Here is a 22,682-nt window from a genome sequence, read left to right as displayed (position 1 = left end):
TCGTTGTTTGTTCTGAAAGCAAATATACTCTTAATTTAATAATTCCTTTGCATGGGTCAATGCACTTTCAGAAACGTCTTTTCCACTTAACATCTCTGCTATTTCTCTAATACGTTCGTCTTCTGACAATAACTTTAAATTAGAGGTGGTTACTCCTTTCTCTTCTCCTTTAAATACTTTATAGTGTTGCACTCCTTTTGAAGCTATTTGAGGTAAATGCGTTATGGTTATTACCTGCATATGAGCACTCATATCTTGCATTATTTTTGCAATTTTATTAGATACCTCTCCTGAAACTCCGGTATCAATCTCATCAAAAATAATCGTAGGCAATTGTATGTTTTCTGATAGTATTTTTTTGATAGATAACATGATTCGAGACAATTCCCCTCCTGATGCTACCTTCTTTAACTCTCCAAAGTTACCTCCTTTATTTGCTGAGAATAAAAATTGTAAGTTGTCTTTTCCGTTTGATAAGTATTCTTCTGAAGATAGCAATTCTATAGCAAAACGAGCATTTGGCATTCCTAATTCTGATAAAAGATATTCTAATTCTTTTTTCAACTTTGGAATTACTTTATTTCTCGAAATAGTAATCATCTTCGCTACTTCATCTAACTTTTTAGCTACATCTTTAATTTCTCCTTCTTTTTGAGCCACTATTCCTCCAGCATCTTCAACTTGTGCTACCTTTTCTGATAATGATACATGAATTTCTTGCAATTCTATTATTGTTGATACTGAATGTTTCTTTTGAAGGTTATAAATTAATTGTAACCTATCATTGAGCTCTTCAATTTCGTTAGGATTAAACTCTACCTCTTCATTTGCGCTTTCTAACTCGGTAACTACATCATCTAATTCAATTTTCACACTCGTTACTCGATTGGCTAACTCTTCATATTGTTTAGAAAAAGAACTGATTTTTTGTAGTTTACTTTCCAAAGAATTTAACAAAGTTTGAATACCTATTTCTTCATTAATCGAAACACCTAAAGCTTCTGATAAATTCAATTTTATTTCTTCAATATTATTTAATTTATCTAACTTTTCTTCTAAAACTTCTTGCTCCCCTTCTTTTAAGTTCGCTTCTTCAAGCTCATTAAACAAGTGCAAATTGTACTCGTATTGTTCTTTTGATTTTTCAGTTTCTTCTTGAAGTGCTTTCAGTTCTTTTCGTAATTTGTTATACGTACGCAAGCCTCTTTTATAAGATGCTATTTTAGCTTGATTTTTTGCCAAGGCATCAATAACAGAGAATTGAAAAGATACATCTGACAACTGCATAGTTTGATGTTGCGAATGAATATCAATAAGCTTTGTTTTCAAAGCATTTAACACCGATAATGTAACCGGCGTATCGTTAACAAAAGCTCTTGATTTACCAGATGGCAAAATTTCTCTTCTAATTATGGATTCTTTTTCATAATCGAGGTCTAACTCTTCAAATAACTCTTGTAAAGCATATCCTTCTACCGAAAATTGTGCTTCAATAATGCACTTTTTCTCAGTATCTTTTAAAGAAGATAAGTCAGCACGATTACCCATTACCAAACCTAAAGCTCCTAATAAAATGGATTTTCCTGCTCCAGTTTCACCAGTAATGATAGATAAACCTTTTGTAAAATCAATCGTTAACTGATTGATTAATGCATAATTATGTATAGATAAATGTGTAAGCAAATTCTATTCTTTTGTAAAAAATAAAAGTAAGGATTTTGAATGAATTAAATCAAGCTAAAACAAAGGAAGTCTATTGATTTTTCAACAGCTTATAAACGTTGTATTTAAGGCTTTAATAACAAAATACTTTTACTGAAGATTTTTCCACTTATCTTTATAAGTTGGAGCAATTTTATTCAGAACCGTAATCATTTGTGATTGATTTCTTGAAGTAACTCCATCAGAAAAAACATTTACTATTTCATCTCCTTTGGCATCTAAGAAAACGCGAATCATATAGTTACCAATAGTAATATTATGTAGTTTATCTAAATCTAAAACACTTTTTTCAATTGCCCCTTTAGCTGAATTTTTATTGTCTGCAAAATTATCGAAACCGTTACGGTGGTAATTGTAGTAGATACTTCGTAAAACACTAAATTTAGAAGACAGTAAATTATCTATTAAAGCAAAGCGATTTTGTTTCCCTACTTGATTTTGCCAACCAGACTCTCCGTTAGACTGTGCTAACAACATAATATTTTCTGCTTGTTTCAAGTAATTCTCTCCTCCTTTTAAAGCAAAAGTATCTGCATCAACTCCTAATATTGTATATACATAAAAAGCAATTGTTGAGATTAAATTAGATTCGTAAATAGTTGGATTGTAAATTAACGGATCAAACTCATTATAGCGAAAGTTAAAGTTTGTATCATTAATGTTTAAAACAGGTGTAGCATAGGTTGAATTATATACAGGTCTGGTTGACTGTACTTGCAAAGTCCCTGAAAAATTACTCCCGTTTTGCTCATTTATAATAATGTTAAATGCACAATTAATACGTTCTTGTTGCTTAAAGTTTCTATTCGTCCATTGTTTATCATTAATAAACTCAGTTAATGCTTTTTGTAAAGTTTGATAAACTTGTTTATTACTACTCTGTACTTTATCTGAATTGATTATTACAGTAGCATTCAACTCTTGTGAATAAGAAGAAAAAGTAACTGAAAAAAGAAAAACTATAAAGAAAAACTTACGCATCTAATTTTTGTATTATTTCGTTAACGATATCTTTTGACACTGCTTTTTTCGATTTTAAATCGAACGATTTTTCGTTAAAATCAGCATCAATAATTGTAATTTTATTAGTGTCGGTTGCAAAACCAGCACCTTTATCACGTAACGAATTTAATACAATAAAATCTAATTTTTTGCGTGTAAGCTTACTTTTTGCGTTTTGTACCTCATCGTTCGTTTCTAATGCAAACCCAACTAACAACTGATTCTTCTTAATTTCTCCTAGAGATTTTAAGATATCTTTAGTTGGTTCTAACTCAATACTTAACGCTGCTTCTTTCTTTTTTATTTTTTGAGTAGCTACATTTTTTGGTCGATAGTCTGAAACTGCCGCCGATAACACAGCTATATCAACTTCGGCAAAATACTTATGACATGCTTCATACATATCTTGTGCAGACTTCACATCTATTCTATGAATAAAAGAATGGTTTACTTGCTGATTTGATGGACCAGCTACTAAAAACACCTCAGCTCCTAAATTAGCCGCTGTTTTAGCAATTTCAAATCCCATTTTACCTGAAGAGTGATTTCCAATAAAACGTACAGGATCTATAGCTTCATAGGTTGGCCCTGCTGTTATTAACATCTTTTTCCCACGGAGTGGTAATTTAGATACTATATCTTTTTCTATAAAGTCAACAATATCTTCTGGTTCAGCCATACGACCTTCCCCAACCAATCCGCTTGCTAACTCACCCGAAGTAGCAGGAATTAATATATTACCAAAACTTTGTAAGCTTTCTAAACTAGTTTTTGTTGATGGATGTTGATACATATCTAAGTCCATCGCAGGTGCAAAATACACTGGACATTTAGCTGACAAATAGGTTGCTAATAATAAATTATCGCATGTACCATTTGTCATTTTAGACAAGGTATTTGCTGTAGCTGGGGCAATTAACATTAAATCTGCCCACAAACCTAAATCTACATGATTATTCCATAATTCATTTTCATCTTCTTTATCATAAAAAGTAGAATGAACTGGATTTTTTGATAAGGTGGAAAGTGTAAGAGGTGTTATAAAATCTTTAGACGCAGGAGTCATAATTACTTTGACTTCTGCGCCTGATTTTATAAATAAACGAACTAAGTTCGCTGTTTTGTATGCCGCTATACCGGCGGTAACACCAAGTAAAACTTTTTTACCGCTTAGTACAGACATATTATTTTGTCTCTGGAGTTCTATAATATACCTTGTCGTTTAACCACTCTTCTACTGCAATAGCATGTGGTTTAGGTAAACGCTCATAAAATTTAGAAACTTCGATTTGCTCTTTGTTTTCAAAAACTTCTTCTAAACTATCGTTATAAGTAGCAAACTCATCTAACTTATCAACTAATTCCTTTTTTAAATCAGAATTAATTTGTGTAGCTCTCTTTGCTATAATAGAAATAGCTTCATAAATATTATGCGTTGGAGCCTCGATAGCTTCTTTATTATAAGTTATAGTACTTAACGGCGCTTTCGTTTCTTTATAATCCATTTTTTAACTTTTAGCTAATTGTTCTTGTTCTTTGTTTAATGCTGCTAGCATTTCGTTTGATTCTTCCATGAATTTTGATTCAGGAAAGTTTCTTTTTAATTTATCGTACGCTTTGACTGCTTCTTTAATTCTTTCTGCTTTTCTACGTTGCGTACTTTTCATTGCAAAATCATGAGCTGCTTTTAAACGATAGTATAAAGCTTCTTCTTTATACTTCGTTCCTAAAAAGTCTTCTAATAAATTATCAAAAGCAACGATTGCCGCCTTGTAATTTCTAGGGTCGTAATCAGCAGTTCTATAATATGTTTTTGCTATTTCAAAAGATTTCTTTTCAAGTTTTGCTCTTAATTCTGCATGATACTTGTTAGCCTCTTCTATCTTATCTGAATCTGGGTAATTATCTATAAATTTTTGAAAAGCCTCTAACGCTTTGTTTGTATCCGTTGGATCTAAACTATAACTAGGTGCTGCTTTGTAATAGCTTAAAGCTGATAAAAAAGCGGCTTCTTCTCTTTTTGAACTTTTTGGATAATTTCCTGTAAATCTATTAAAGTAATATCCTGCTAACCCGTAATTTTTTTCATTAAAGTTAGATTGAGAAACCATAAATTGAATACGCTCCATTTGAGGTTTACCTCTGTATGAAGGTGTTATTTTTTCGAACAAACGTAAAGCTTTACTGTACTTTTGAGTTTCGTACATTTTTACAGCCATTTTGTATTGTTCTTCTACAGTTCCTTTATTCAACACTTTTTGATATTCTCCACATGAAGAAAGTACTAAAAGCATTACAGCAATATACGCTAGATTTTTCATTTTTTGCATCTGGCAAAATTAGTGATTATTTTTTAATAAAAAATTAGATCTACTTAAAAAACAAGTAGATCTAAAAAACATTTAATTACAATTTAGTAGCCTCTAGTACATAGTTTTGTAGTACCTCCATAAATACATTCATAGCTCTCACACTTACTACCGCGCTGAGGGCATTGAGCATCTGAAGAACACCTATCATAGCATTGACCTCCATCATCACCATCTGTAGGGTAACTTAATCCACCTTTTATATCTTTTTGATAGCTTTTTGTTAAAAGAGTTACTCCCTCTAAATTTAAAATTTCTTTTTTCATTTATAAAATATTTTGACAATTAAATTAGTAAGCTAATGTAGTAAAAAAATAACTTTTTAAATAAGAAAAAACTTAAATGTTTGTTAATCTTATTGCTGAGCTCCAGCGGCAGATTGAGCTACTATTTGCTTAACATCATTATCAAATAAATACAAACCTCCTTTATCGTCTCCAATTAGGTTAATTTTATCTAAAATATTGCGTGCCAATGCTTCTTCTTCTATTTGTTCAGATACATACCATTGTAAAAAGTTATGCGTTGCATAGTCTTTTTCTTGTAATGTAATATGTACTAAATCGTTTATTGACTTAGATACCATTACCTCATGATCAAATAATGTTTGAAACATATCTTTAAAAGACCCAAACTTTGCTGGTGGTTCTTTTAAATCAGAAATATGTGCATGTCCACCACGTTCATTTACAAACTTTATTAATTTTAACATGTGCATACGCTCTTCATCTGAATGTGCATACATAAATTGTGCAACACCTTCAAAGCCTTGAATTTCTGCCCAACACGCCATAGCTAAATATACTTGTGATGACTCTGCTTCTACTCTTATTTGGTCGTTTAATGCCTGCTCTATTACTTTTGATAACATATTTTCTACTTTAAAAATTACTCTTTATACAAAGATGCTAAAAAAAGACTACAATAACGAAATTGTAGCCTTTTGCATTCTTTATTTTTGTTTAGACAGCTTATAGATTATCTATAAAGTCTGATATTTTTGTTTGTAATTCTTCCGAAGCTGTTACTAATGGTAAACGTACTTCATCTAAACAGATTCCTAACTTTTGTAATACCGCTTTTATTCCCGCAGGATTATTTTCTTCAAAAATTAGATTTACTATATCCATTAGTTTGTAGTGTATATCGTAAGCCTCTTTTGCTTTCCCTTCTAACCCTAACTGAATCATTTTTGAAAACTCTTTAGGTAATGCTTGCCCAATTACAGAAATAACTCCTGCTCCACCTGCTAAAGCTACTCCAACAGCCAAATCATCATCACCAGAAATCACTAAAAAATCTTCTGGCCTGTCTTTTAACAACTCATAGTATTGTTGTTGATTGTTTCCTGCTTCTTTAACTGCAACAATGTTTTCAAAATCTCTTGCTAATCGTAAAGTTGTTGCTGGCTCCATATTTTTTGCTGTTCTGCCAGGAACATTATACATAATAATTGGCTTAGGACTCGCTGAAGAAATTGCTTTATAGTGCTGATAGAATCCTTCTTGCGTTGGTTTGCTATAGTATGGAGCTACTGATAAAACTCCATCTATTTCAGATAAGTCTAAAGATTGTAATTCTTCTACAACAGCTTGTGTGTTGTTTCCTCCAACTCCTAAAACTAAAGGTAAACGTCCTTTATTTTCTTCAGCAATTACTTTTATTATTTCTATTTTTTCTTCTTTAGTAATTGTTGCACTTTCTCCAGTAGTTCCATTTATTACTAAATAGTTTGTACCGTTTTCAATATTGTAATTTACTAACTTTTTAAGTGCTTCGAAATCTACACTTAAATCTTCATTGAAAGGAGTTACCAAAGCTACTCCAGTTCCTACAAACTTTTGCATTATATTTTATTTAAAATCGTTAGGTATTTTTTTAATTCTTGATTTAAAACTGCTTCGTTAAAACTAGTATCAGACACTACTATATCGTACAATCTGTCATCAATTTCTGCAAAACCAGCTTTAAAATCTGCTTGCGACAACAAAGTTACCATATTCGTTAATAAGTTTGACGTTTTTGTATAGTTTATGAGTAGGTCATATTTGTTTTTAACGAAATCTTTTAAATTGTCGGATTTTAAACTCGCTTTGAAACCAAAATCTTTTTCGGTAAAGAACTCTGGAGACGGCTCTTCTTTCTTCGAGTATTCTTTGTAAACTAGTACTCTTATGTCTGTTTTTTGAAAAGGAAAAATGTTTGTTAAGTTGGCTATTACTACATTTACTAAAGCTTCATTATCTAGCAAAATTGCTACACTTTTAACTTTGGTTTCTTTATGTGGGGTATTCTCTTTTTTTACAACAAGTTTGTCGTATACTTTCTGAATATATTTTTTCTTTAGGGTACTTATCATCTGTAAAAATTACGAATAGCTAATTTATATTATTTCTCTTCAATTTCTAATAATAAAAACTGATTTAACTGCTTTCCATACAACTGAAAGTTATCATCAGCCGCTAAGATTAACGATTTGTTTCCGTTTTGCAATATTGGTCCAAAAGTAATTGCTTCAATATTGTCTATAATTCCATCTGTTAATTGATTTTCAACAGTACTAAAATCTAATAATAGTTCTTTTTTTAACGGTGTATATTTTTCGTTTTTTAAAGATTGTATTTCCAAAGTATTTGTTGAAGTATCATTAATAGATGCTTTAAAAATTCTAACTACATTTCCATGACTTCCATAACCACTTTGATAAGCTCTTTCAATTATGAAAAAGTGATTTTTTTGATATTCTAAAATAGCTGTTGTTCCGTTTAGGTTTACATTTCCTTTCGCAGGTTTATCAATTTTTTCCAATTGATATGCGAATTGTTTGGTTGCTTTTTTTAATTCGTTATCAAAGTATGTAATTCTTATAGGAGATTGTGTTTCATGGAATGTTGGTTCTTCTCCATCTGCTTCTAAAGGAGCTTCCATTGCTACCCAAAAGCCTTTTCCGTCAAAACTTTTTGAAGAACTTTCAAAAACACCATTATGTTTTGGTTTTGCTTTTGATGTTGCTTTGAAGTAACTCGGTATTTCTACCTGACTTTTAAAGCTTCCATCTGCATTAATTTCAAATATACTTGGGTCTTTTTTATACTGAATAGATCCTTCACTTACTAAATTTATAGTTCCCTTATCTACAAAAATAGACTCTAAATCTAGTACATGATTTTTAGTAAACTGACTTGTAGTATCTACTATAATAACATCTTCAAAGTTTACCGATTCTATCAAATCATTTTTAACAATAATATCTCCTATTAATATTCTTGGATTTGTAGCGTCATCAACTACCATGTAGTAATTATTATTATAAAAATCGATTCCAGAGATTCCACCAACAGCAGTATTATCAATTACCAAAGAATCCTTTACCACATGTTCATCTAAAAACTTAAGCGCTGTTTTTTGTTGTTTACAAGCTAATAAACCAAAAACTGATAGAGTAAGTATTATTTTTTTCATACTTACAAAAGTATTGTTTTTAGTTTATGTAAGCATTAAAAATTGCGACGTCTAACTTAATAGATTCAATTAAGCATGAAAAAATATATTCTTTTAATTTTAAAACTGATAGCGGCTATTATAATGCTTCAAACATTGTTTTTTAAGTTTACTGGTGCACAAGAAAGTATTGATTTATTTACTAAAATAGCCGGAAATAATGAAGCTTATATGCGAATAGGAACTGGTGTTTTTGAATTAATTGCTTCTATACTTTTATTTACTCCAAAAAAAACTTGGTTAGGTGCTTTGCTAACTACAGGTTTAATGACTGGAGCAATTATGAGTCACTTAACTATTTTAGGTATTGAACATAACAAAGACGGTGGTACTTTGTTTATAAGTGCTATCGTAACTTTTATCTCTGGAGTGATTTTATTAATTTTCAACAGACAAAACATTCCTGTAGTTGGGGACAAACTATAACTTTATGAATCAAAAAAGGACAGTTATAAAACTGCCCTTTTTATTATTAATTTAATCCTATAAATATTTCTACTTCTGCATTTGTTGGATCTAATGTTTTTGTTCCATACACCTCATAATCGGAAGTATATGCTCTATTTATATCTTCATTCCAAATCTCTAACCATTTGTTGTAAACAATATTATCAGTTAAACTTCCTTTTGCTACATATGCTTTATAGTTTGGTGCTTCTATTTTTTTACTCACAAACCCTTCTGGGATATTATCTACCTCGTTTACTTTGTAACCAATGATTGTTGTATATGGTTTCGTATGGTCTGACTCATAATCGGTATACACAGCATATACTTCATTTGAAGATTTATTCGGGATTTTATCAGCTATATTTTCAGATATAAATCGTTGCCATAAAGCAGGTATATCTTTTGCTGCTTGCTGATTCTCATTGGAAGTTCTTACTGAAATACCAACAACATAAAACGGTTCTTTTTGCTCTGTATTCATCTTTTATTTTTAAGTTTTACACAAAAATAAAGTCCATTGTGTCAACCCTATGTCAGGAGCAATGTATTTTCTTTAAAAATTATTTTTCCTTGGCTATAATTGCCTTAACTATTAAATATTGAGAAACAATATACAATACTATAATAGCAATATTAAATAATGGTTTGGGCATGTAAAAATTATTCAATGCTATAAGACTATCTGAAGCTATAAACAAAATAGCCCCTAATAACAACCAAGTATTTGCTGTTGTTTTTTGCTGACGATAGTTTAGTAATGCAGCCGTACCAAAAGTTGAAATAGCAACCCCGTATACAATTACAGGCAGCAACATGTCTCCTAAATTATTATAAATTAAACCTAACAACCCAACAAATAACAATACAAAAGGAATTGCCGATGTTATAATTTTTACTGTTAAATCTTTAAACAATAAATCAGTTGTTATTTTAATATAAACAAGATGAGCTACTAAAAAAGCCCCTAAACCGAACACAAAAAACTTTTCCTTATCTAACAGAAATACATCACCCCAAAATGAAAAAAACAAAGCTGACAACAGCCAAAAACTTGGCTTTTTAACCGATACCAAATACACTACTGCTAGTGATGTCATTAGTAAAGGTTTAAAAATCATTTCTATTGTTTTATTTTGTGTAATTACTGCATACACATCTGTAATAGCAACCACTAGAAATACAATAGATGCTACGGTTATTTTAGTTTGTTTGGTCATTTTCGTCTACTTTAAATGGGGCATATTTATTATTCTTATGCCAATTTTTAACAATATGTAATTTTCTATATCTAGAACTTATTTCAAAAAAACATTTCCCTTCAATAATCTTAATATTAACCCATAAAGGAATACAATTGTTTTCTGTAACTAAAACATCTAAAGCAGCATCTAGTGAAAGCTTTACACCAATGGAGTTTTCAATATATTTTCTTTGAAAAACACCCATAACTCCCATATCTAGCCCTTTACCTTCTTCAAGCTTTAAGGTTACTTGATCTATTTCTAGATTGTAGTCACCCCTTATGTTATCTAGTTTAAATTTTAAATAATTTATATTAGACTTTTGCACTTCTTATATAATCATATCAATAAAATCTTGTTCAGAAATAATTGGAATGCCTAAACTTTCAGCTTTTGTAAGTTTACTTGGTCCCATATTATCACCTGCAATGATGTATGTTGTCTTTTTAGAAATAGAACTCGATACTTTTCCTCCGTTATCTTCAATCGCTTTTTTAAGTTCACTTCTACTCATTTGATGAAAAACTCCTGAAACAACAAATACTTTTCCTGCTAACTTATCTGTCTGTCCTTCTAAGCTCTCTGCAGAGACCTCTAACTGAACTCCGTGCGATTTTAATCGGTTAATTAAATCAATATTTCCTAAATCATTTGAAAAATCGATAATACTCTGTGCAATCCTATCTCCAATTTCATCAACCGCAATCAATGTTTCCAAATCAGCATTGATTAAGTTATCTATCGATTTAAAATGTTTTGCCAACTTTTTAGCTACAGTTTCTCCTACAAATCGAATTCCTAACGCAAATAACACTTTTTCAAACGGAATTTCTTTTGATTTTTTAATTCCTTCAATCATATTTTGCGCTGACTTTTCTGCCATTCGTTCCAACGGAATTACTTGTTCTACCGTTAAATCATACAAGTCTGCATAGTTCTTTATCAGTCCTTCTTTGCGCAATAAATCTACAGTTTCTCCTCCTAGGCCATCAATATCCATCGCTTTTCTACTGATAAAATGCTTGATTCTTCCAGTAATTTGTGGTGCACATCCAAATTCATTCGGACAATAATGTTTTGCATCTCCTTCTGTTCTGACTAATTCAGTATTACATTCAGGACAATGTGTAGCATACTCTGTAGGAACAGAATCTACTGGTCGTTTTGTTAAATCAACAGCAATAATTTTCGGAATAATTTCTCCGCCTTTTTCTACAAAAACCGTATCTCCTATTCGTACATCTAATTTTGCTATTTGATCAGCATTGTGTAGTGAAGCTCTTTTTACAATTGTTCCTGCCAATTGCACAGGTTCTAAGTTTGCTACAGGAGTAATGGCTCCTGTACGACCTACTTGGTAAGTAATTTCATTTAATACTGTTGAAACTTGCTCTGCCTTAAATTTATAAGCAATTGCCCAACGAGGAGCTTTTGAGGTATATCCTAACTCATCTTGTTGTTGAAATGAATTTACTTTTACTACTACTCCATCTGTTTCATAAGGTAATGTGTGACGCTTAACATCCCATTCATTTACAAAGTTTAACACCTCCTCTATCGACTTAGCTAAAACAATCGTGTCTGGAATTTTAAACCCAACTTTTCTTGCAGCTTCTAAACTTTCAAAATGTGAAGCATACTTTCGCTCTCTGGTTACTAATTGATACAACAAACAATCTAACGGGCGTTTTGCTACTTCTGCACTATCTTGTAACTTCAAGCTTCCACTAGCGGTATTACGCGGATTTCTATAAGGTTCTTCATCATTTGCAACACGCTCTTCATTCATTTTGTGAAATCCTTCTAACGGTAAAATGATTTCTCCTCGCATTTCAAAATCAGAAACAAAGTCGTTATTTGGTAACAATGGAATAGATTTTATGGTGCGGATATTGGTTGTTACATTATCTCCTTGAAATCCATCTCCACGTGTAACTGCTTGTACAAACTCACCATTCTCATAAGTAAGATTTATAGAAGCTCCATCATATTTTAACTCACATGTATATTCAACTTGATCAGTTCCTAAAATTTTCTGAACGCGTTTTTCCCAATCTAACAAATCTTCTTTAGAGTATGAATTATCTAATGAATACATCCTATGCTTATGGGTAACGGTTTCAAAGTTTTTAGTAACTTCTCCTCCTACTCGTTGCGTTGGTGAATTTGGATCGAAATATTCTGGATTTTCGTCTTCTAATTGCTGAAGCTCTTTTAATTTAATATCAAACTCATAATCTGATATAGTTGGCGCATCCAACACATAGTAACTGTGATTATGTGTATGTAACTCTTCTCTTAACTGTTGTATCTTCTCCTTAACTGTCATTAAATTATTTTCTAACGGTACCTGTAAAATGATTGATTTTTGAATTGATTGGGTTTCCTGAGGCTCTTCTAAATGAGGCTAACTGACCTGCATGCCAAATAGCATCAGCAATAGGTCCATTAATAGCATTCCATATTGGATGTTTTTTATCTCCAAAAATTATTTTGTGCTGCGATACATCTGTACTTTTTCTAAAAATATCGCTTGCTAACTTTAAATTTTCCAAGGTTGCCTTTCTCTTTTCAGCAAATGTCATTTCTGATTTTACTTCTTTATGCGGAACCTTTAATGCTGCATTTTTAATTACTTGCGATAAACTTAACACATGATCTATTGTTTCTTCGGTAGTTTTTGCGTCTTTACTCGGTTTATATTCTAAGTCTTTTTCTGTTAAACCTTCTGTTGCCCAATAATAACGAAACCCTAATCCATCTATCATCCTACTCACAATGGTTCCTGCTGTAAACTCTTCAGCTTCTTCTGGTATTTCGTAATATGGTAATTTGGATTGTGCGCTTGTTGTTAATGCTGCAAATAGCAATAATATTGGTGTAAGTACTGCTCTCATTTAATCTTATTTTTTGATGCTAATTTAAGGAAAAGATTTATGAGTAATACATGTAAAGTATGGTCTACTAAAATAAAAAAACCGAGGCAATCCCTTACCTCGGTCGTTAAAAAACAAACTATGAATGATAGTTTATTTTTTTAACCACATAGTATAGATGGTTTCTTTATTTCTTGCTGAAACTAATAACATTGTTTCACTAATTTTTTCAATTTTTAAATTTTCTTCAAAGCTTTCATTATCAAATTCTAACTCCTTAGCCCCTGTAATTAACTTCCAAGTTCCACTTTCTTCTTTATTACTCATCATAACTTGATATCTTCCATCAGGACTTAGCTCTAACCAATTTTTCCCTTCTGAAAACTCAAATTTTTCATTTCCAATTTTCATTGAATCTACAAACCATTTTCCAGAAACTAGTGTTTTTAATTCTTGAGAATAACTTAGCGAAGTAGTGCCAAGTAGTAGGAACAGTAATATTATTACTTTTTTCATTGAGGGGACATGTTTAAGGGGTTACTCTTAGTCAAATATAGCAAAAAAGCCGAAGCAAATCAATGCTTCGGCTTTTTTTATCTGTTTTTAACTTTATTTTAATAATAAGTATAACGACGTACTTTAGCAATATGCTTTGCTAAACGCATTACTTGATGTGAATAACCATACTCGTTATCATACCATACGTAGATTACAATAGTATCTCCATCTGCAATAGTTGCTTTACTATCAAAAATAGAAGGAGCTGTTGTTCCTACAATATCAGAAGATACTAATTCATTACTTAATGAGTATTGAATTTGCTCTACTAAATCACCTTCTAACGCATATTGCTTCATAATAGCGTTAACAGATTCAACTGTTGCCGGAGTTTTTAATTGTAAGTTTAAGATAGCTAATGATCCGTTAGGTACTGGTACACGAATAGCACTTGAAGTTAACTTACCTGCTAATGCTGGTAATGCCTTTGCTACTGCTTTACCTGCCCCAGTTTCGGTAATTACCATATTTAAAGCAGCTGCTCTACCTCTACGGTATTTTTTATGCATATTATCAACCAAGTTTTGATCATTTGTATATGCATGAATTGTTTCTAAGTGTCCTTTTTTAATTCCGAAGTTATCTTCTAACACACTTAATACTGGTGTAATAGCATTAGTTGTACATGAAGCTGCTGAGAAAATATCTATATTATCAGGATTATTTTCTTCATGATTTACTCCGTGCACAATGTTTGGCACACCTGCTCCTGGAGCTGTTAATAATACTTTACTTGCTCCTTTTGCTTTTAAGTGACGACTTAATGCTTCTTCATCTCTAAAAGCTCCTGTGTTATCAATAATTAACGCATCGTTAATTCCATATTTCGTATAGTCAATATCTTCAGGTTGTGCTGCAGAAATCATGTAAACAGTTGTACCGTTAATGATTAATGCATTATTATCAGCATCTACTTGAACTGTTCCTAAGAAATCTCCGTGAACAGAGTCTACACTTAATAAAGAAGCTCTTTTTTCTAATACTGTTTGATCTATTTTACCACGAGTAACTACTGCTCTTAATCTTAATTGAGAACCTTTACCCATCTTACTACTCAACTCACGAGCTAGTAAACGACCAATACGTCCAAAACCGTATAATACTACATCTTTTGGTTGAATGTTTTCTGCTTCAGTTGCATCTTTTAATTGCTCTTTTACAAAAGCTACCTTGTCTGCTGATGCATCGTCTTGTAAGTGAAATTCGTAAGCTAATTTACCAATATCTAATTTTGATGGTGGTAAATCAATCGATTGAATTGCTTTAGCTATTTCTAAAGCATCTTCTATTGTTATTGGCTTCGCTACAAACTCTTTAGCGTAATCGATTAAGTTTAAAACCTCACTAGCTCTTTTATCTACTAATGGATTTCTAAATAATACTAACTCGATAGATTTATCGTACCATAAATCGTTAACGATATTAATAAACTCAACCGTAGCTCTTCGAACTTGCGCTTGATTTACTACTTCTTTTTCGTAATTTGTTATTGTTGACATAGTTGTGTGTTAACTAAAATTAAAAAATTTGTGCAAAAATAGGTATTTCTTCTTTATTTTTTATTGGTTTTATAAAAGAAAAAGCCTTGTTAAAACGATTTTAACAAGGCTTTTTCTTTAAGTATATATATTCTAGAGTTTTTTAACCTGTAACTAGTATCTAAATCTTTCTATTTGACCAGAAGGGCTAACCATTTCTAACAAAAGTCTATTTCCACTTCCGTACACACTATCTAACATATTAACGGCCTCTTTTGCTGTCATAACTTTCTTTCCGTTAACTTTAGTTAAAATATACCCTTTTCCAACTTCAAACTGTTTGAATGCCATATTTTGAGTACTCTTTATCTTCGCTCCTCCGTCCAATTTAAACTTTTTCCTATCCTCTTTTGTAAGATCTTCAAACTCGGTTTTTAAAACTCTACTCACAGGCAACTTTATAAGTTTAGTTAACTTAACTACTTTGGTAAGCTCTTCTCCATCCCTGTCAATTATTACATTCACGTATTCTCCAGGTCTTTTTGCTGTTAACTGTCCTTTTAAGTCTGAAAACTTAGAAATCTTCACATTGTTTACTTTCGTAATAACATCTCCTTCTTTTAATCCTGCTTTTTTAGCACCTCCTTCTTCTAAAACTTCCCCTATTCTTACTCCTTCAATATCTTTTGTTTCTGGATCTATACTAATTCCTAAAACAGCTTGTTGAACCGCTCCAAACTCTAACAAATCATCTACTACTTTTTTAGCTATGTTTGACGGCACTGCAAACGAATATCCTATAAAAGAACCAGTTCTTGATGAAATAGCTGTGTTAATTCCTATTAACTCACCTCGTGTGTTTACCAAGGCTCCACCACTATTCCCAGGATTTACAGCAGCATCTGTCTGAATAAACGAGTCTATATTTGTGTTTCCGTCCAAATCACGTCCTTTTGCACTTACAATACCTGCAGTAACAGTAGATGTTAAATTATAAGGATTCCCTACTGCTAAGACCCATTCTCCTACCTTAATATTATCAGAATTTCCAAAAGGTAAATTAGGCAATTCAAAATCAGCTTCTACTTTCAATAAAGCTATATCGTTACTTTTATCTGCTCCAATTAAAGTTGCCTTTAACTTCTTCTGATTATTCAACGTAATTTCAATATCGCTTGCTCCTTCAATTACATGATTGTTGGTTACAATATACCCGTCAGGAGAAATAATTACACCGCTTCCTGTACCTACTTGTTGATACTTTCTCGTTCCACTTCCTCTACCATAAAATAATTCTGCTAACGGGTTTTGTTGTGTTCTTATTGAGGTGTTTTTAACATGCACCACCGCATGTACCGTTTTATCTGCTGCTTCTGTAAAGTCGGTTGGTGTTGATGTTGAGTTTATTACTGTTGGCGTATAGCTTGCCTTTACGGTTTGCATTGTTGGCTCTACCGCTTTTTCTACAATCACTTGCGGTTCTTCTATCAATGTTTTATATCCTGCAAGTGCTATTGCGCCTCCTAAAATCGCAATTCCTAAAGTTCCAATAATTTTCTTCATATGCTTACAAAATTTTATACTCCAAATATACAATTTTAACATTTCAAGTAAATGTGTTTAACTTCTATTTAACTGATTTTAACCGCTATTTAACAATCCTCTTTCCTTCATAAAATATGTATCTTTGTCCATTATTATGGATTTAGAATTTTACAAATACCAAGGAACTGGTAACGATTTTATCATGATTGATAATCGTTCAAAAACCTTTCCAAAAAATAAAACTGACATAATTGCAAAATTATGTGATAGACATTTCGGTATCGGAGCTGACGGTCTTATCCTACTTGAAGAAGATAATACTACCGATTTTAAGATGGTATATTATAACTCTGATGGTAATGAAAGTACTATGTGTGGTAACGGAGGTCGTTGTATTGTAGCTTTTGCTCATAAACTTGGACTTTTCGAAACTGAAACTACTTTTATTGCTATTGATGGATTGCATCATGCCTCTATTTCTAACGACCTGGTTTCTTTACAAATGATTGATGTTGACAAGGTTAATATTTTTGACAAATACGTTTTTACCGATACAGGATCACCACACCATGTCCAGTTGGTAAACGATCTTGCAAATTATGATGTCTTTTCAAACGGAAAAGAAATTAGAAATGATATTTATGGCTCTGAAGGAAGTAATGTTAACTTTGTAGAACAAATAGCTAACAACACTTTTAAAGTACGTACCTACGAACGAGGAGTTGAAGATGAAACTTTAGCTTGTGGTACTGGTGTTACTGCCGTTGCCATAGCCATGCATGCAACCAAAAAAACAAATAGCTCTTCTATTATTTTACCTGTTGAGGGTGGAGAATTAGAAGTTTCTTTTAAAGAACAAAACGGAATCTATTCTGAGGTCTTTTTAAAAGGACCAGCTACTTTTGTATTTAAAGGCAAAATAAATATTTAGTGCATACGTTAACTGGAACACATATCAAGTTAAGAGCTTTAGAACCTGAAGATTTAGGGTTTTTATTTCAAATAGAAAACAATGAGTCTTTTTGGGAAGTAAGTCATACACAAGCTCCATTTTCTAAATTTTTATTAAAACAATATTTAGAAAACGCTCACTTAGATATTTTTGAAGCTAAACAGTTACGATTAGTTATTGATGAAAAAGCTACTGGTAAATCTATTGGGATGATAGATTTGTTCGATTTTAACCCGCAACATAAAAGAGCTGGTATCGGAATTTTAATTCATCCTTACTTTCAACAGAAAGGATTTGCTTCTGAAGCTTTACAATTGCTAATTAACTATTGCTTTACACATTTGCATTTACACCAATTATATGCAAACATTACAAATGATAATACCAATAGCTTACACCTTTTTGAAAAGCAAAATTTTAAGCTAATTGGAGTAAAGAAAGATTGGATTTTTTACAACGGAACATACAAAGACGAACTATTATTTCAATTAATAAATGAATAAGAAAATTATTTTAGGAGGTATTGCCACCATTTTTTTAATTGGTGGAATTATTGGATTTAACTACTATCAAAAAATATTTGGTAAAGCAGTTACTAAAGATGGGGCTATATATATAGGTTCTAATGCTTCTTTTGTAGATGTAAAAAAACAACTTTCTGATTTTGTTAAACATCCTGAAAATTTTGTTTGGGTTGCAGAAAAGAAAAAATTCACCAAACCTAAAGGTGGAAAATATCTATTAAAAAAAGGGATGAACATGAATGATGTTGTAAACCTTTTACGTAGTGGAAATCAAACTCCAATTACCTTATCATTCAATAATCAAGATACTTTAGAAAAATTAGCAGGAAGAATTGCTGAACAAATTGAAGCAGACTCTATTGCTTTATTACAAGCTATGCAAGATCCTTCTTTTTTAGCTACCAATAAGTTTTCTAAAAAATCTGCATTAGGAATGTACATCCCTAATAGCTACGAGTTTTATTGGAATACTTCTGCTGAAAACTTCCGTGATAAAATGTTACGCGAATACAATCGTTTTTGGACTTCTGCTAGATTAGATAAAGCTAAAAAACTAAACCTTTCAAAAGAAGAAGTAATTACTCTAGCTTCTATCGTTCAGAAAGAAACAGCTAAAAAAGTAGAGCGACCTATTGTTGCTGGTTTATATTTAAATAGATTAAAAGATAATTGGCCTTTACAAGCCGACCCAACAGTTATATATGCAATTAAAGAAGTTAAAGGGCAAGATTTTGTTGTAAAAAGGGTTTTAAACAAAGATTTAGTAATAGACTCCCCTTACAATACTTATAAAAACACAGGACTTCCTCCTACTCTGATTGCAATGCCAGATATTTCATCTATTGATGCTGTTTTAAACCATCAAAAACACAATTATTACTATATGTGCGCAAGTGTTGATAAGATTGGTTTTCATGAATTTGCGAATTCTTTAGCACAACATAATAGAAATGCAGTGAAATATCAACAATGGATAAATCAACAAGGTATAATGAGATAAATTAACAAAATTTTATTCTTATCAATTTCAATAAAACATTACCAAAAGATTAATAAAAGATATTTATTTTTGTTTTTTACCTAAAAAAAACACAGGAAAACAACTTTATCATCAATAGTTAAAAAACTGTAAATTATTGATTTATAGTCTGTTGTGAAAAAATGCCGTATCTTTGCAGCGCTAAACAGAAAGTATTTAATTATCAGACATTTAGTATTAGTGTTTTTAGGATTTGTATTATTAACCAGTTTTACAGAGACTACAGCTAAAAAAGAAAAAACTACTACAACAACGCCAATACCAATTCATAAGGTAGAAAAGGTTAACATTCCTTTTTTATTAAATGATTTTGTAGGATTTAAAGAAGCTTTAGCTTTTAAAGAATCACAAGGTAAGTATAGAGTAGTTAACACACTTGGATATTTAGGGAAATACCAATTTGGTAAAGAAACCCTAAAGAGATTTAGAATTTACAACACCACTCATTTTCTTAAAAACCCTGAATTACAAGAACGTACATTTGTTGCTTATTGTAAATTAAACAAATGGATTTTAAGAAAAGACATTAAGAGAAGTGTTGGCAAAACCATTAATGGTGTTAAAATAACCGAATCTGGTATTTTAGCAGCAGCACATTTAAGTGGTGCAGGTAATGTAAAAAAGTTCTTACGTTCAAACGGGTCTATCCGTTTTAATGATGCCTATGGAACCTCTATACAATCATACCTTAAAAAGTTTGCTGGTTATGATGTTTCCAACATCAAAGCCAATAAAAAACCAACGGTTTAATTAATAAGAAAACAAATAAAAAAAAAGCATCGATTAAATCGATGCTTTTTTTTATTTATGGATGATAAAGATTGCTGGTCGTTTATGTAAATCAGTTTTTACATGTTTCCATTCTTTTACCGTTAGTGTTTTAATATACTCTGTTGGAAGTGTTATATCACACGCCACGCAAACTCTTGTATCAGGAGACAAAGTAGCGCGTAAATCATCTAACATTTTTTCATTCCTGTAAGGAGTTTCGATAAAAAGCTGTGACTGATTTTTTTCTTTTGAAAGCTTCTCTAAATCTTTAATTGCTTTTTTTCTGTCTGACTTATCAATAGGTAAATATCCGTTAAACGCAAAACTCTGCCCATTCATACCAGAAGCCATAATTGCCAACAAAATAGAAGAAGGTCCTACCAATGGAACTACCTGAATTCCTTTTTGATGTGCTAACTTCACAATACTTGCACCTGGATCTGCCACTGCTGGTACTCCTGCCTCAGAAAGCAAACCAACAGATATTCCTTTTTCACAGGCATCTAAGTAATTCTTGGTTTCTAAATCATCTGAATACTTATCTAATAACATCAACTCCAATGAAGGTTGCGATTTTGTTGGTGTAATTCTTTTAATAAACCTTCTAGCTGACTTTTCGTTTTCAACAATAAAGTAATCTAATTGTTCTACCACCTTTTTTACTGATAACGGCATTACCTCTAATGGTTCAGTATCCCCTAGTGTTGTAGGAATCAAGTATAATTTACCTTTCATTATTTCTGTTCTAATTTTGAAGCTATAATTTCACACGCTTCATCTAACATTTTGTACACATTTTCAAAACCTTGATCTCCTCCATAGTACGGATCTGGAACATTCCTGTTTTCTTTAGGATGTAATTCGTTCAAAATCATTTTTACTTTTTCATGCTGCTCTTGATTTTCAGACATAGCTACAATATCACCATAATTACTTTGATCCATAGCAAAAATCATGTCAAAATTATCAAAATCAGCTTTTACAAACTTTCTTGAACGTTGATTTGTAATATCAATCCCGTATTTTCTAGCTACTTCAATAGAGCGACCATCAGGTAATTCACCTGCATGATAACCCGAAGTACCAGCCGAATCTACTATAAAATCTTCTGAGGATAATTTAGATTTTAAAATTCCCTCAGCAAGAGGAGATCGACAAATATTTCCTAAACAAACCATTAATATTTTTTTCATACTCATAAAAAAACCTCACTAGGTGAGGTTCGTTGTTTATAAAGTTAACTTTTTTGTTAAGTCTTCTACGTACTTTTTAAACTGCTTATCAGTTTCAGTCAAATTATCAACAGTTTTACACGCATGTAACACAGTAGCGTGATCTCTTTTTCCTATTTGACTTCCAATACTTGCTAATGATGACTTTGTCATACGTTTTGCAAAATACATAGCTAACTGACGCGCTTGTACGATATGACGTTTACGTGTTTTAGATTGTAAGGTTGCCACATCCATATCAAAGTATTTTGATACTACTTTTTGAATGTAATCAATAGACAATTCTTTTTTCGTATTCTTAACAAATTTGTCTACAATCTGTTTTGCTAATTCAATTGTAAACTCTTTTCTATTAAAAGAAGCTTGAGCTATCATTGAAATTATCACTCCTTCTAGCTCACGAACATTAGACTTGATATTTTTTGCTATATACTCAACAATTTCTTCAGGCATTTCAACACCATCTCTGTACAATTTGTTTTGTAAAATAGAAACTCTTGTTTCGTAATCTGGTGCTTGTAGTTCAGCTGACAATCCCCATTTAAAACGAGAAAGTAAACGTTGTTCGATATCTTGCATATCAACAGGTGCTTTATCCGAAGTTAAAATAACCTGTTTTCCATTTTGATGTAGGTGATTAAAAATATGGAAGAACACATCTTGTGTACCTGCTTTTCCTGATAAAAACTGCACATCATCAATAATCAAGACATCAATCATTTGGTAGAAATGAATAAAATCATTTCTAGTATTTGATTTTACAGAATCAATAAACTGTTGTGTAAATTTTTCAGAAGAAATATACAATACAGTTTTATCTGGGTATTTATCTTTTATTTCAACACCTATAGCATGTGCTAGGTGTGTTTTTCCTAATCCAACCCCTCCATATATTAATAATGGGTTGAATGAAGTTCCACCTGGTTTATTTGCTACAGCCATACCTGCTGAACGTGCCAATCTGTTAGAATCTCCTTCAACAAAATTCACAAAATTATAATTTGGATTTAGTTGAGATTCTATTTTCACCTTTTGTAAACCCGGAATAACAAATGGGTTTTTAAGTTCTCGTTTTGACTCTAACGGAACTGTTACCTTTTGCGGTTTTAAAGGGTTACGGTTTGAACTAGGTATTTTTACAGTCTGAGGGCTATTGCTACTATACGTATTCTCCATACGTACATCGTAAATTAATTTAGCATCATTTCCTAACTGACGAACCAAAGCTACTCTTAACAGTTTTATGTAATGCTCTTCTAACCACTCGTAAAAAAACTTACTTGGTACTTGAACTGTCAAAGCTTCCCCTGCCAATTTAATAGGCTTTATCGGCTCGAACCAAGTCTTATATGCCTGTGGCTTAATGTTATCCTTAATAAAAGACAAGCATTCCATCCAAACTGAATCGGCTGTTTTAGTCAT

The 22,682-nt window shown here is 31.6% G+C and carries 26 protein-coding genes; 5 read left to right on the top strand and 21 right to left on the bottom strand.

What is annotated here, in order from left to right; translation table 11 throughout:
- Positions 1–30: 30 nt before the first annotated feature.
- The 10 genes from recN to VCM48_RS00085 form a co-directional block, all read right to left on the bottom strand.
- Positions 31–1,683, bottom strand: coding sequence for a DNA repair protein RecN (gene recN, locus VCM48_RS00130; protein WP_482271164.1), 1,653 nt, complete (start codon positions 1,681–1,683; stop codon positions 31–33).
- Between the two features lie 129 nt (positions 1,684–1,812).
- Positions 1,813–2,703 (bottom strand): type IX secretion system protein PorD, encoded by an 891-nt coding sequence (gene porD, locus VCM48_RS00125; protein ID WP_482271163.1) that lies wholly within the window; start codon positions 2,701–2,703, stop codon positions 1,813–1,815.
- Positions 2,696–3,907 carry a bifunctional phosphopantothenoylcysteine decarboxylase/phosphopantothenate--cysteine ligase CoaBC gene (gene coaBC, locus VCM48_RS00120; RefSeq protein ID WP_482271162.1) on the bottom strand — a complete coding sequence of 404 codons (1,212 nt, stop codon included), beginning with the start codon at positions 3,905–3,907 and terminating at the stop codon, positions 2,696–2,698. The genes porD and coaBC overlap by 8 nt, the downstream gene beginning before the upstream one ends.
- Before the next feature lies 1 nt (position 3,908).
- Complete coding sequence (locus VCM48_RS00115) at positions 3,909–4,229, bottom strand: DNA-directed RNA polymerase subunit omega (RefSeq protein WP_274640446.1); 321 nt, start codon at positions 4,227–4,229, stop codon at positions 3,909–3,911.
- Between the two features lie 3 nt (positions 4,230–4,232).
- Complete coding sequence (locus tag VCM48_RS00110) at positions 4,233–5,045, bottom strand: outer membrane protein assembly factor BamD (protein ID WP_482271161.1); 813 nt, start codon at positions 5,043–5,045, stop codon at positions 4,233–4,235.
- A gap of 92 nt (positions 5,046–5,137) precedes the next feature.
- The gene (locus VCM48_RS00105) at positions 5,138–5,359 is read right to left on the bottom strand and encodes a hypothetical protein (RefSeq protein WP_482271160.1); all 222 of its coding nucleotides are present in this window, start codon (positions 5,357–5,359) and stop codon (positions 5,138–5,140) included.
- A gap of 89 nt (positions 5,360–5,448) precedes the next feature.
- Positions 5,449–5,964, bottom strand: coding sequence for a ferritin (locus VCM48_RS00100; RefSeq protein WP_099216412.1), 516 nt, complete (start codon positions 5,962–5,964; stop codon positions 5,449–5,451).
- Positions 5,965–6,064: 100 nt separating this feature from the next.
- Positions 6,065–6,940, bottom strand: a complete 876-nt coding sequence (dapA, locus tag VCM48_RS00095; RefSeq protein WP_482271159.1) for a 4-hydroxy-tetrahydrodipicolinate synthase — start codon at positions 6,938–6,940, stop codon at positions 6,065–6,067.
- Entirely contained in the window at positions 6,940–7,452 is a 513-nt protein-coding gene (locus VCM48_RS00090) for a DUF6913 domain-containing protein (protein WP_482271158.1), read from the bottom strand. The genes dapA and VCM48_RS00090 overlap by 1 nt, the downstream gene beginning before the upstream one ends.
- Before the next feature lie 29 nt (positions 7,453–7,481).
- Positions 7,482–8,555 (bottom strand): esterase-like activity of phytase family protein, encoded by a 1,074-nt coding sequence (locus VCM48_RS00085; RefSeq protein ID WP_482271157.1) that lies wholly within the window; start codon positions 8,553–8,555, stop codon positions 7,482–7,484.
- Positions 8,556–8,630: 75 nt separating this feature from the next.
- On the opposite strand from VCM48_RS00085, the gene VCM48_RS00080 reads away from it, so the two are divergent.
- Entirely contained in the window at positions 8,631–9,020 is a 390-nt protein-coding gene (locus VCM48_RS00080; RefSeq protein WP_482271156.1) for a DoxX family membrane protein, read from the top strand.
- A 46-nt stretch (positions 9,021–9,066) separates the two neighbouring features.
- On the opposite strand, the gene VCM48_RS00075 is transcribed toward VCM48_RS00080, so the two are convergent.
- The 8 genes from VCM48_RS00075 to VCM48_RS00040 all read right to left on the bottom strand — a co-directional run bounded on the left by VCM48_RS00075 (position 9,067) and on the right by VCM48_RS00040 (position 16,760).
- Positions 9,067–9,525, bottom strand: coding sequence for a GyrI-like domain-containing protein (locus VCM48_RS00075; RefSeq protein WP_482271155.1), 459 nt, complete (start codon positions 9,523–9,525; stop codon positions 9,067–9,069).
- Positions 9,526–9,604: 79 nt separating this feature from the next.
- Positions 9,605–10,261, bottom strand: a complete 657-nt coding sequence (locus tag VCM48_RS00070; RefSeq protein WP_482271154.1) for a lysoplasmalogenase — start codon at positions 10,259–10,261, stop codon at positions 9,605–9,607.
- Positions 10,245–10,613, bottom strand: coding sequence for a hypothetical protein (locus VCM48_RS00065; RefSeq protein WP_425658049.1), 369 nt, complete (start codon positions 10,611–10,613; stop codon positions 10,245–10,247). Before VCM48_RS00065 ends, VCM48_RS00070 begins: the two co-directional genes overlap by 17 nt.
- 3 nt (positions 10,614–10,616) lie before the next feature.
- A complete protein-coding gene (gene ligA, locus VCM48_RS00060) occupies positions 10,617–12,614 on the bottom strand; it encodes an NAD-dependent DNA ligase LigA (RefSeq protein WP_482271153.1) in 1,998 nt (665 codons plus the stop codon).
- 4 nt (positions 12,615–12,618) lie between these two features.
- Positions 12,619–13,182 carry a hypothetical protein gene (locus VCM48_RS00055; RefSeq protein ID WP_482271152.1) on the bottom strand — a complete coding sequence of 188 codons (564 nt, stop codon included), beginning with the start codon at positions 13,180–13,182 and terminating at the stop codon, positions 12,619–12,621.
- Positions 13,183–13,314: 132 nt separating this feature from the next.
- Positions 13,315–13,677: a hypothetical protein gene (locus tag VCM48_RS00050; RefSeq protein ID WP_274640458.1), complete on the bottom strand. Its 363-nt coding sequence runs from the start codon at positions 13,675–13,677 to the stop codon at positions 13,315–13,317.
- Between the two features lie 98 nt (positions 13,678–13,775).
- Entirely contained in the window at positions 13,776–15,218 is a 1,443-nt protein-coding gene (locus VCM48_RS00045) for a glyceraldehyde-3-phosphate dehydrogenase (RefSeq protein WP_274640459.1), read from the bottom strand.
- A 153-nt stretch (positions 15,219–15,371) separates the two neighbouring features.
- A complete protein-coding gene (locus tag VCM48_RS00040; RefSeq protein WP_482271151.1) occupies positions 15,372–16,760 on the bottom strand; it encodes a trypsin-like peptidase domain-containing protein in 1,389 nt (462 codons plus the stop codon).
- Positions 16,761–16,896: 136 nt separating this feature from the next.
- On the opposite strand from VCM48_RS00040, the gene dapF reads away from it, so the two are divergent.
- The 4 genes from dapF to VCM48_RS00020 all read left to right on the top strand — a co-directional run bounded on the left by dapF (position 16,897) and on the right by VCM48_RS00020 (position 20,007).
- Complete coding sequence (gene dapF, locus VCM48_RS00035) at positions 16,897–17,673, top strand: diaminopimelate epimerase (protein WP_482271150.1); 777 nt, start codon at positions 16,897–16,899, stop codon at positions 17,671–17,673.
- Positions 17,673–18,197, top strand: a complete 525-nt coding sequence (locus tag VCM48_RS00030; RefSeq protein ID WP_482271149.1) for a GNAT family N-acetyltransferase — start codon at positions 17,673–17,675, stop codon at positions 18,195–18,197. The genes dapF and VCM48_RS00030 overlap by 1 nt, the downstream gene beginning before the upstream one ends.
- Positions 18,190–19,218, top strand: a complete 1,029-nt coding sequence (mltG, locus tag VCM48_RS00025; RefSeq protein ID WP_482271148.1) for an endolytic transglycosylase MltG — start codon at positions 18,190–18,192, stop codon at positions 19,216–19,218. Before VCM48_RS00030 ends, mltG begins: the two co-directional genes overlap by 8 nt.
- 153 nt (positions 19,219–19,371) lie before the next feature.
- The gene (locus tag VCM48_RS00020) at positions 19,372–20,007 is read left to right on the top strand and encodes a peptidoglycan-binding protein LysM (protein ID WP_482271147.1); all 636 of its coding nucleotides are present in this window, start codon (positions 19,372–19,374) and stop codon (positions 20,005–20,007) included.
- Between the two features lie 51 nt (positions 20,008–20,058).
- On the opposite strand, the gene VCM48_RS00015 is transcribed toward VCM48_RS00020, so the two are convergent.
- From VCM48_RS00015 to dnaA, 3 genes are read right to left on the bottom strand one after another with little or no spacing between them, the layout of a single operon-like run.
- The gene (locus VCM48_RS00015; RefSeq protein ID WP_274640469.1) at positions 20,059–20,763 is read right to left on the bottom strand and encodes an SAM-dependent methyltransferase; all 705 of its coding nucleotides are present in this window, start codon (positions 20,761–20,763) and stop codon (positions 20,059–20,061) included.
- Complete coding sequence (locus tag VCM48_RS00010; RefSeq protein ID WP_482271146.1) at positions 20,763–21,221, bottom strand: low molecular weight protein-tyrosine-phosphatase; 459 nt, start codon at positions 21,219–21,221, stop codon at positions 20,763–20,765. The genes VCM48_RS00015 and VCM48_RS00010 overlap by 1 nt, the downstream gene beginning before the upstream one ends.
- Positions 21,222–21,257: 36 nt before the next feature.
- The gene (dnaA, locus tag VCM48_RS00005) at positions 21,258–22,682 is read right to left on the bottom strand and encodes a chromosomal replication initiator protein DnaA (RefSeq protein ID WP_274640471.1); all 1,425 of its coding nucleotides are present in this window, start codon (positions 22,680–22,682) and stop codon (positions 21,258–21,260) included.

It is taken from the genome of Tenacibaculum sp. DPLXC6, from assembly GCF_056815515.1.
Note: the sequence above shows the minus strand (reverse complement) of the source record. Positions and strands in the feature narration are given on the sequence as shown.

Excerpts from the sequence above, each read along its gene's own strand:
- porD (WP_482271163.1), bottom strand. The coding sequence starts at position 2,703 with ATGCGTAAGTTTTTCTTTATAGTTTTTCTTTTTTCAGTTACTTTTTCT.
- coaBC (WP_482271162.1), bottom strand. The coding sequence starts at position 3,907 with ATGTCTGTACTAAGCGGTAAAAAAGTTTTACTTGGTGTTACCGCCGGT.
- VCM48_RS00115 (WP_274640446.1), bottom strand. The coding sequence starts at position 4,229 with ATGGATTATAAAGAAACGAAAGCGCCGTTAAGTACTATAACTTATAAT.
- VCM48_RS00110 (WP_482271161.1), bottom strand. The coding sequence starts at position 5,045 with ATGAAAAATCTAGCGTATATTGCTGTAATGCTTTTAGTACTTTCTTCA.
- VCM48_RS00105 (WP_482271160.1), bottom strand. The coding sequence starts at position 5,359 with ATGAAAAAAGAAATTTTAAATTTAGAGGGAGTAACTCTTTTAACAAAA.
- VCM48_RS00100 (WP_099216412.1), bottom strand. The coding sequence starts at position 5,964 with ATGTTATCAAAAGTAATAGAGCAGGCATTAAACGACCAAATAAGAGTA.
- dapA (WP_482271159.1), bottom strand. The coding sequence starts at position 6,940 with ATGCAAAAGTTTGTAGGAACTGGAGTAGCTTTGGTAACTCCTTTCAAT.
- VCM48_RS00090 (WP_482271158.1), bottom strand. The coding sequence starts at position 7,452 with ATGATAAGTACCCTAAAGAAAAAATATATTCAGAAAGTATACGACAAA.
- VCM48_RS00085 (WP_482271157.1), bottom strand. The coding sequence starts at position 8,555 with ATGAAAAAAATAATACTTACTCTATCAGTTTTTGGTTTATTAGCTTGT.
- VCM48_RS00080 (WP_482271156.1), top strand. The coding sequence starts at position 8,631 with ATGAAAAAATATATTCTTTTAATTTTAAAACTGATAGCGGCTATTATA.
- VCM48_RS00075 (WP_482271155.1), bottom strand. The coding sequence starts at position 9,525 with ATGAATACAGAGCAAAAAGAACCGTTTTATGTTGTTGGTATTTCAGTA.
- VCM48_RS00070 (WP_482271154.1), bottom strand. The coding sequence starts at position 10,261 with ATGACCAAACAAACTAAAATAACCGTAGCATCTATTGTATTTCTAGTG.
- ligA (WP_482271153.1), bottom strand. The coding sequence starts at position 12,614 with ATGACAGTTAAGGAGAAGATACAACAGTTAAGAGAAGAGTTACATACA.
- VCM48_RS00055 (WP_482271152.1), bottom strand. The coding sequence starts at position 13,182 with ATGAGAGCAGTACTTACACCAATATTATTGCTATTTGCAGCATTAACA.
- VCM48_RS00050 (WP_274640458.1), bottom strand. The coding sequence starts at position 13,677 with ATGAAAAAAGTAATAATATTACTGTTCCTACTACTTGGCACTACTTCG.
- VCM48_RS00045 (WP_274640459.1), bottom strand. The coding sequence starts at position 15,218 with ATGTCAACAATAACAAATTACGAAAAAGAAGTAGTAAATCAAGCGCAA.
- VCM48_RS00040 (WP_482271151.1), bottom strand. The coding sequence starts at position 16,760 with ATGAAGAAAATTATTGGAACTTTAGGAATTGCGATTTTAGGAGGCGCA.
- dapF (WP_482271150.1), top strand. The coding sequence starts at position 16,897 with ATGGATTTAGAATTTTACAAATACCAAGGAACTGGTAACGATTTTATC.
- mltG (WP_482271148.1), top strand. The coding sequence starts at position 18,190 with ATGAATAAGAAAATTATTTTAGGAGGTATTGCCACCATTTTTTTAATT.
- VCM48_RS00015 (WP_274640469.1), bottom strand. The coding sequence starts at position 20,763 with ATGAAAGGTAAATTATACTTGATTCCTACAACACTAGGGGATACTGAA.
- VCM48_RS00010 (WP_482271146.1), bottom strand. The coding sequence starts at position 21,221 with ATGAAAAAAATATTAATGGTTTGTTTAGGAAATATTTGTCGATCTCCT.
- dnaA (WP_274640471.1), bottom strand. The coding sequence starts at position 22,682 with ATGACTAAAACAGCCGATTCAGTTTGGATGGAATGCTTGTCTTTTATT.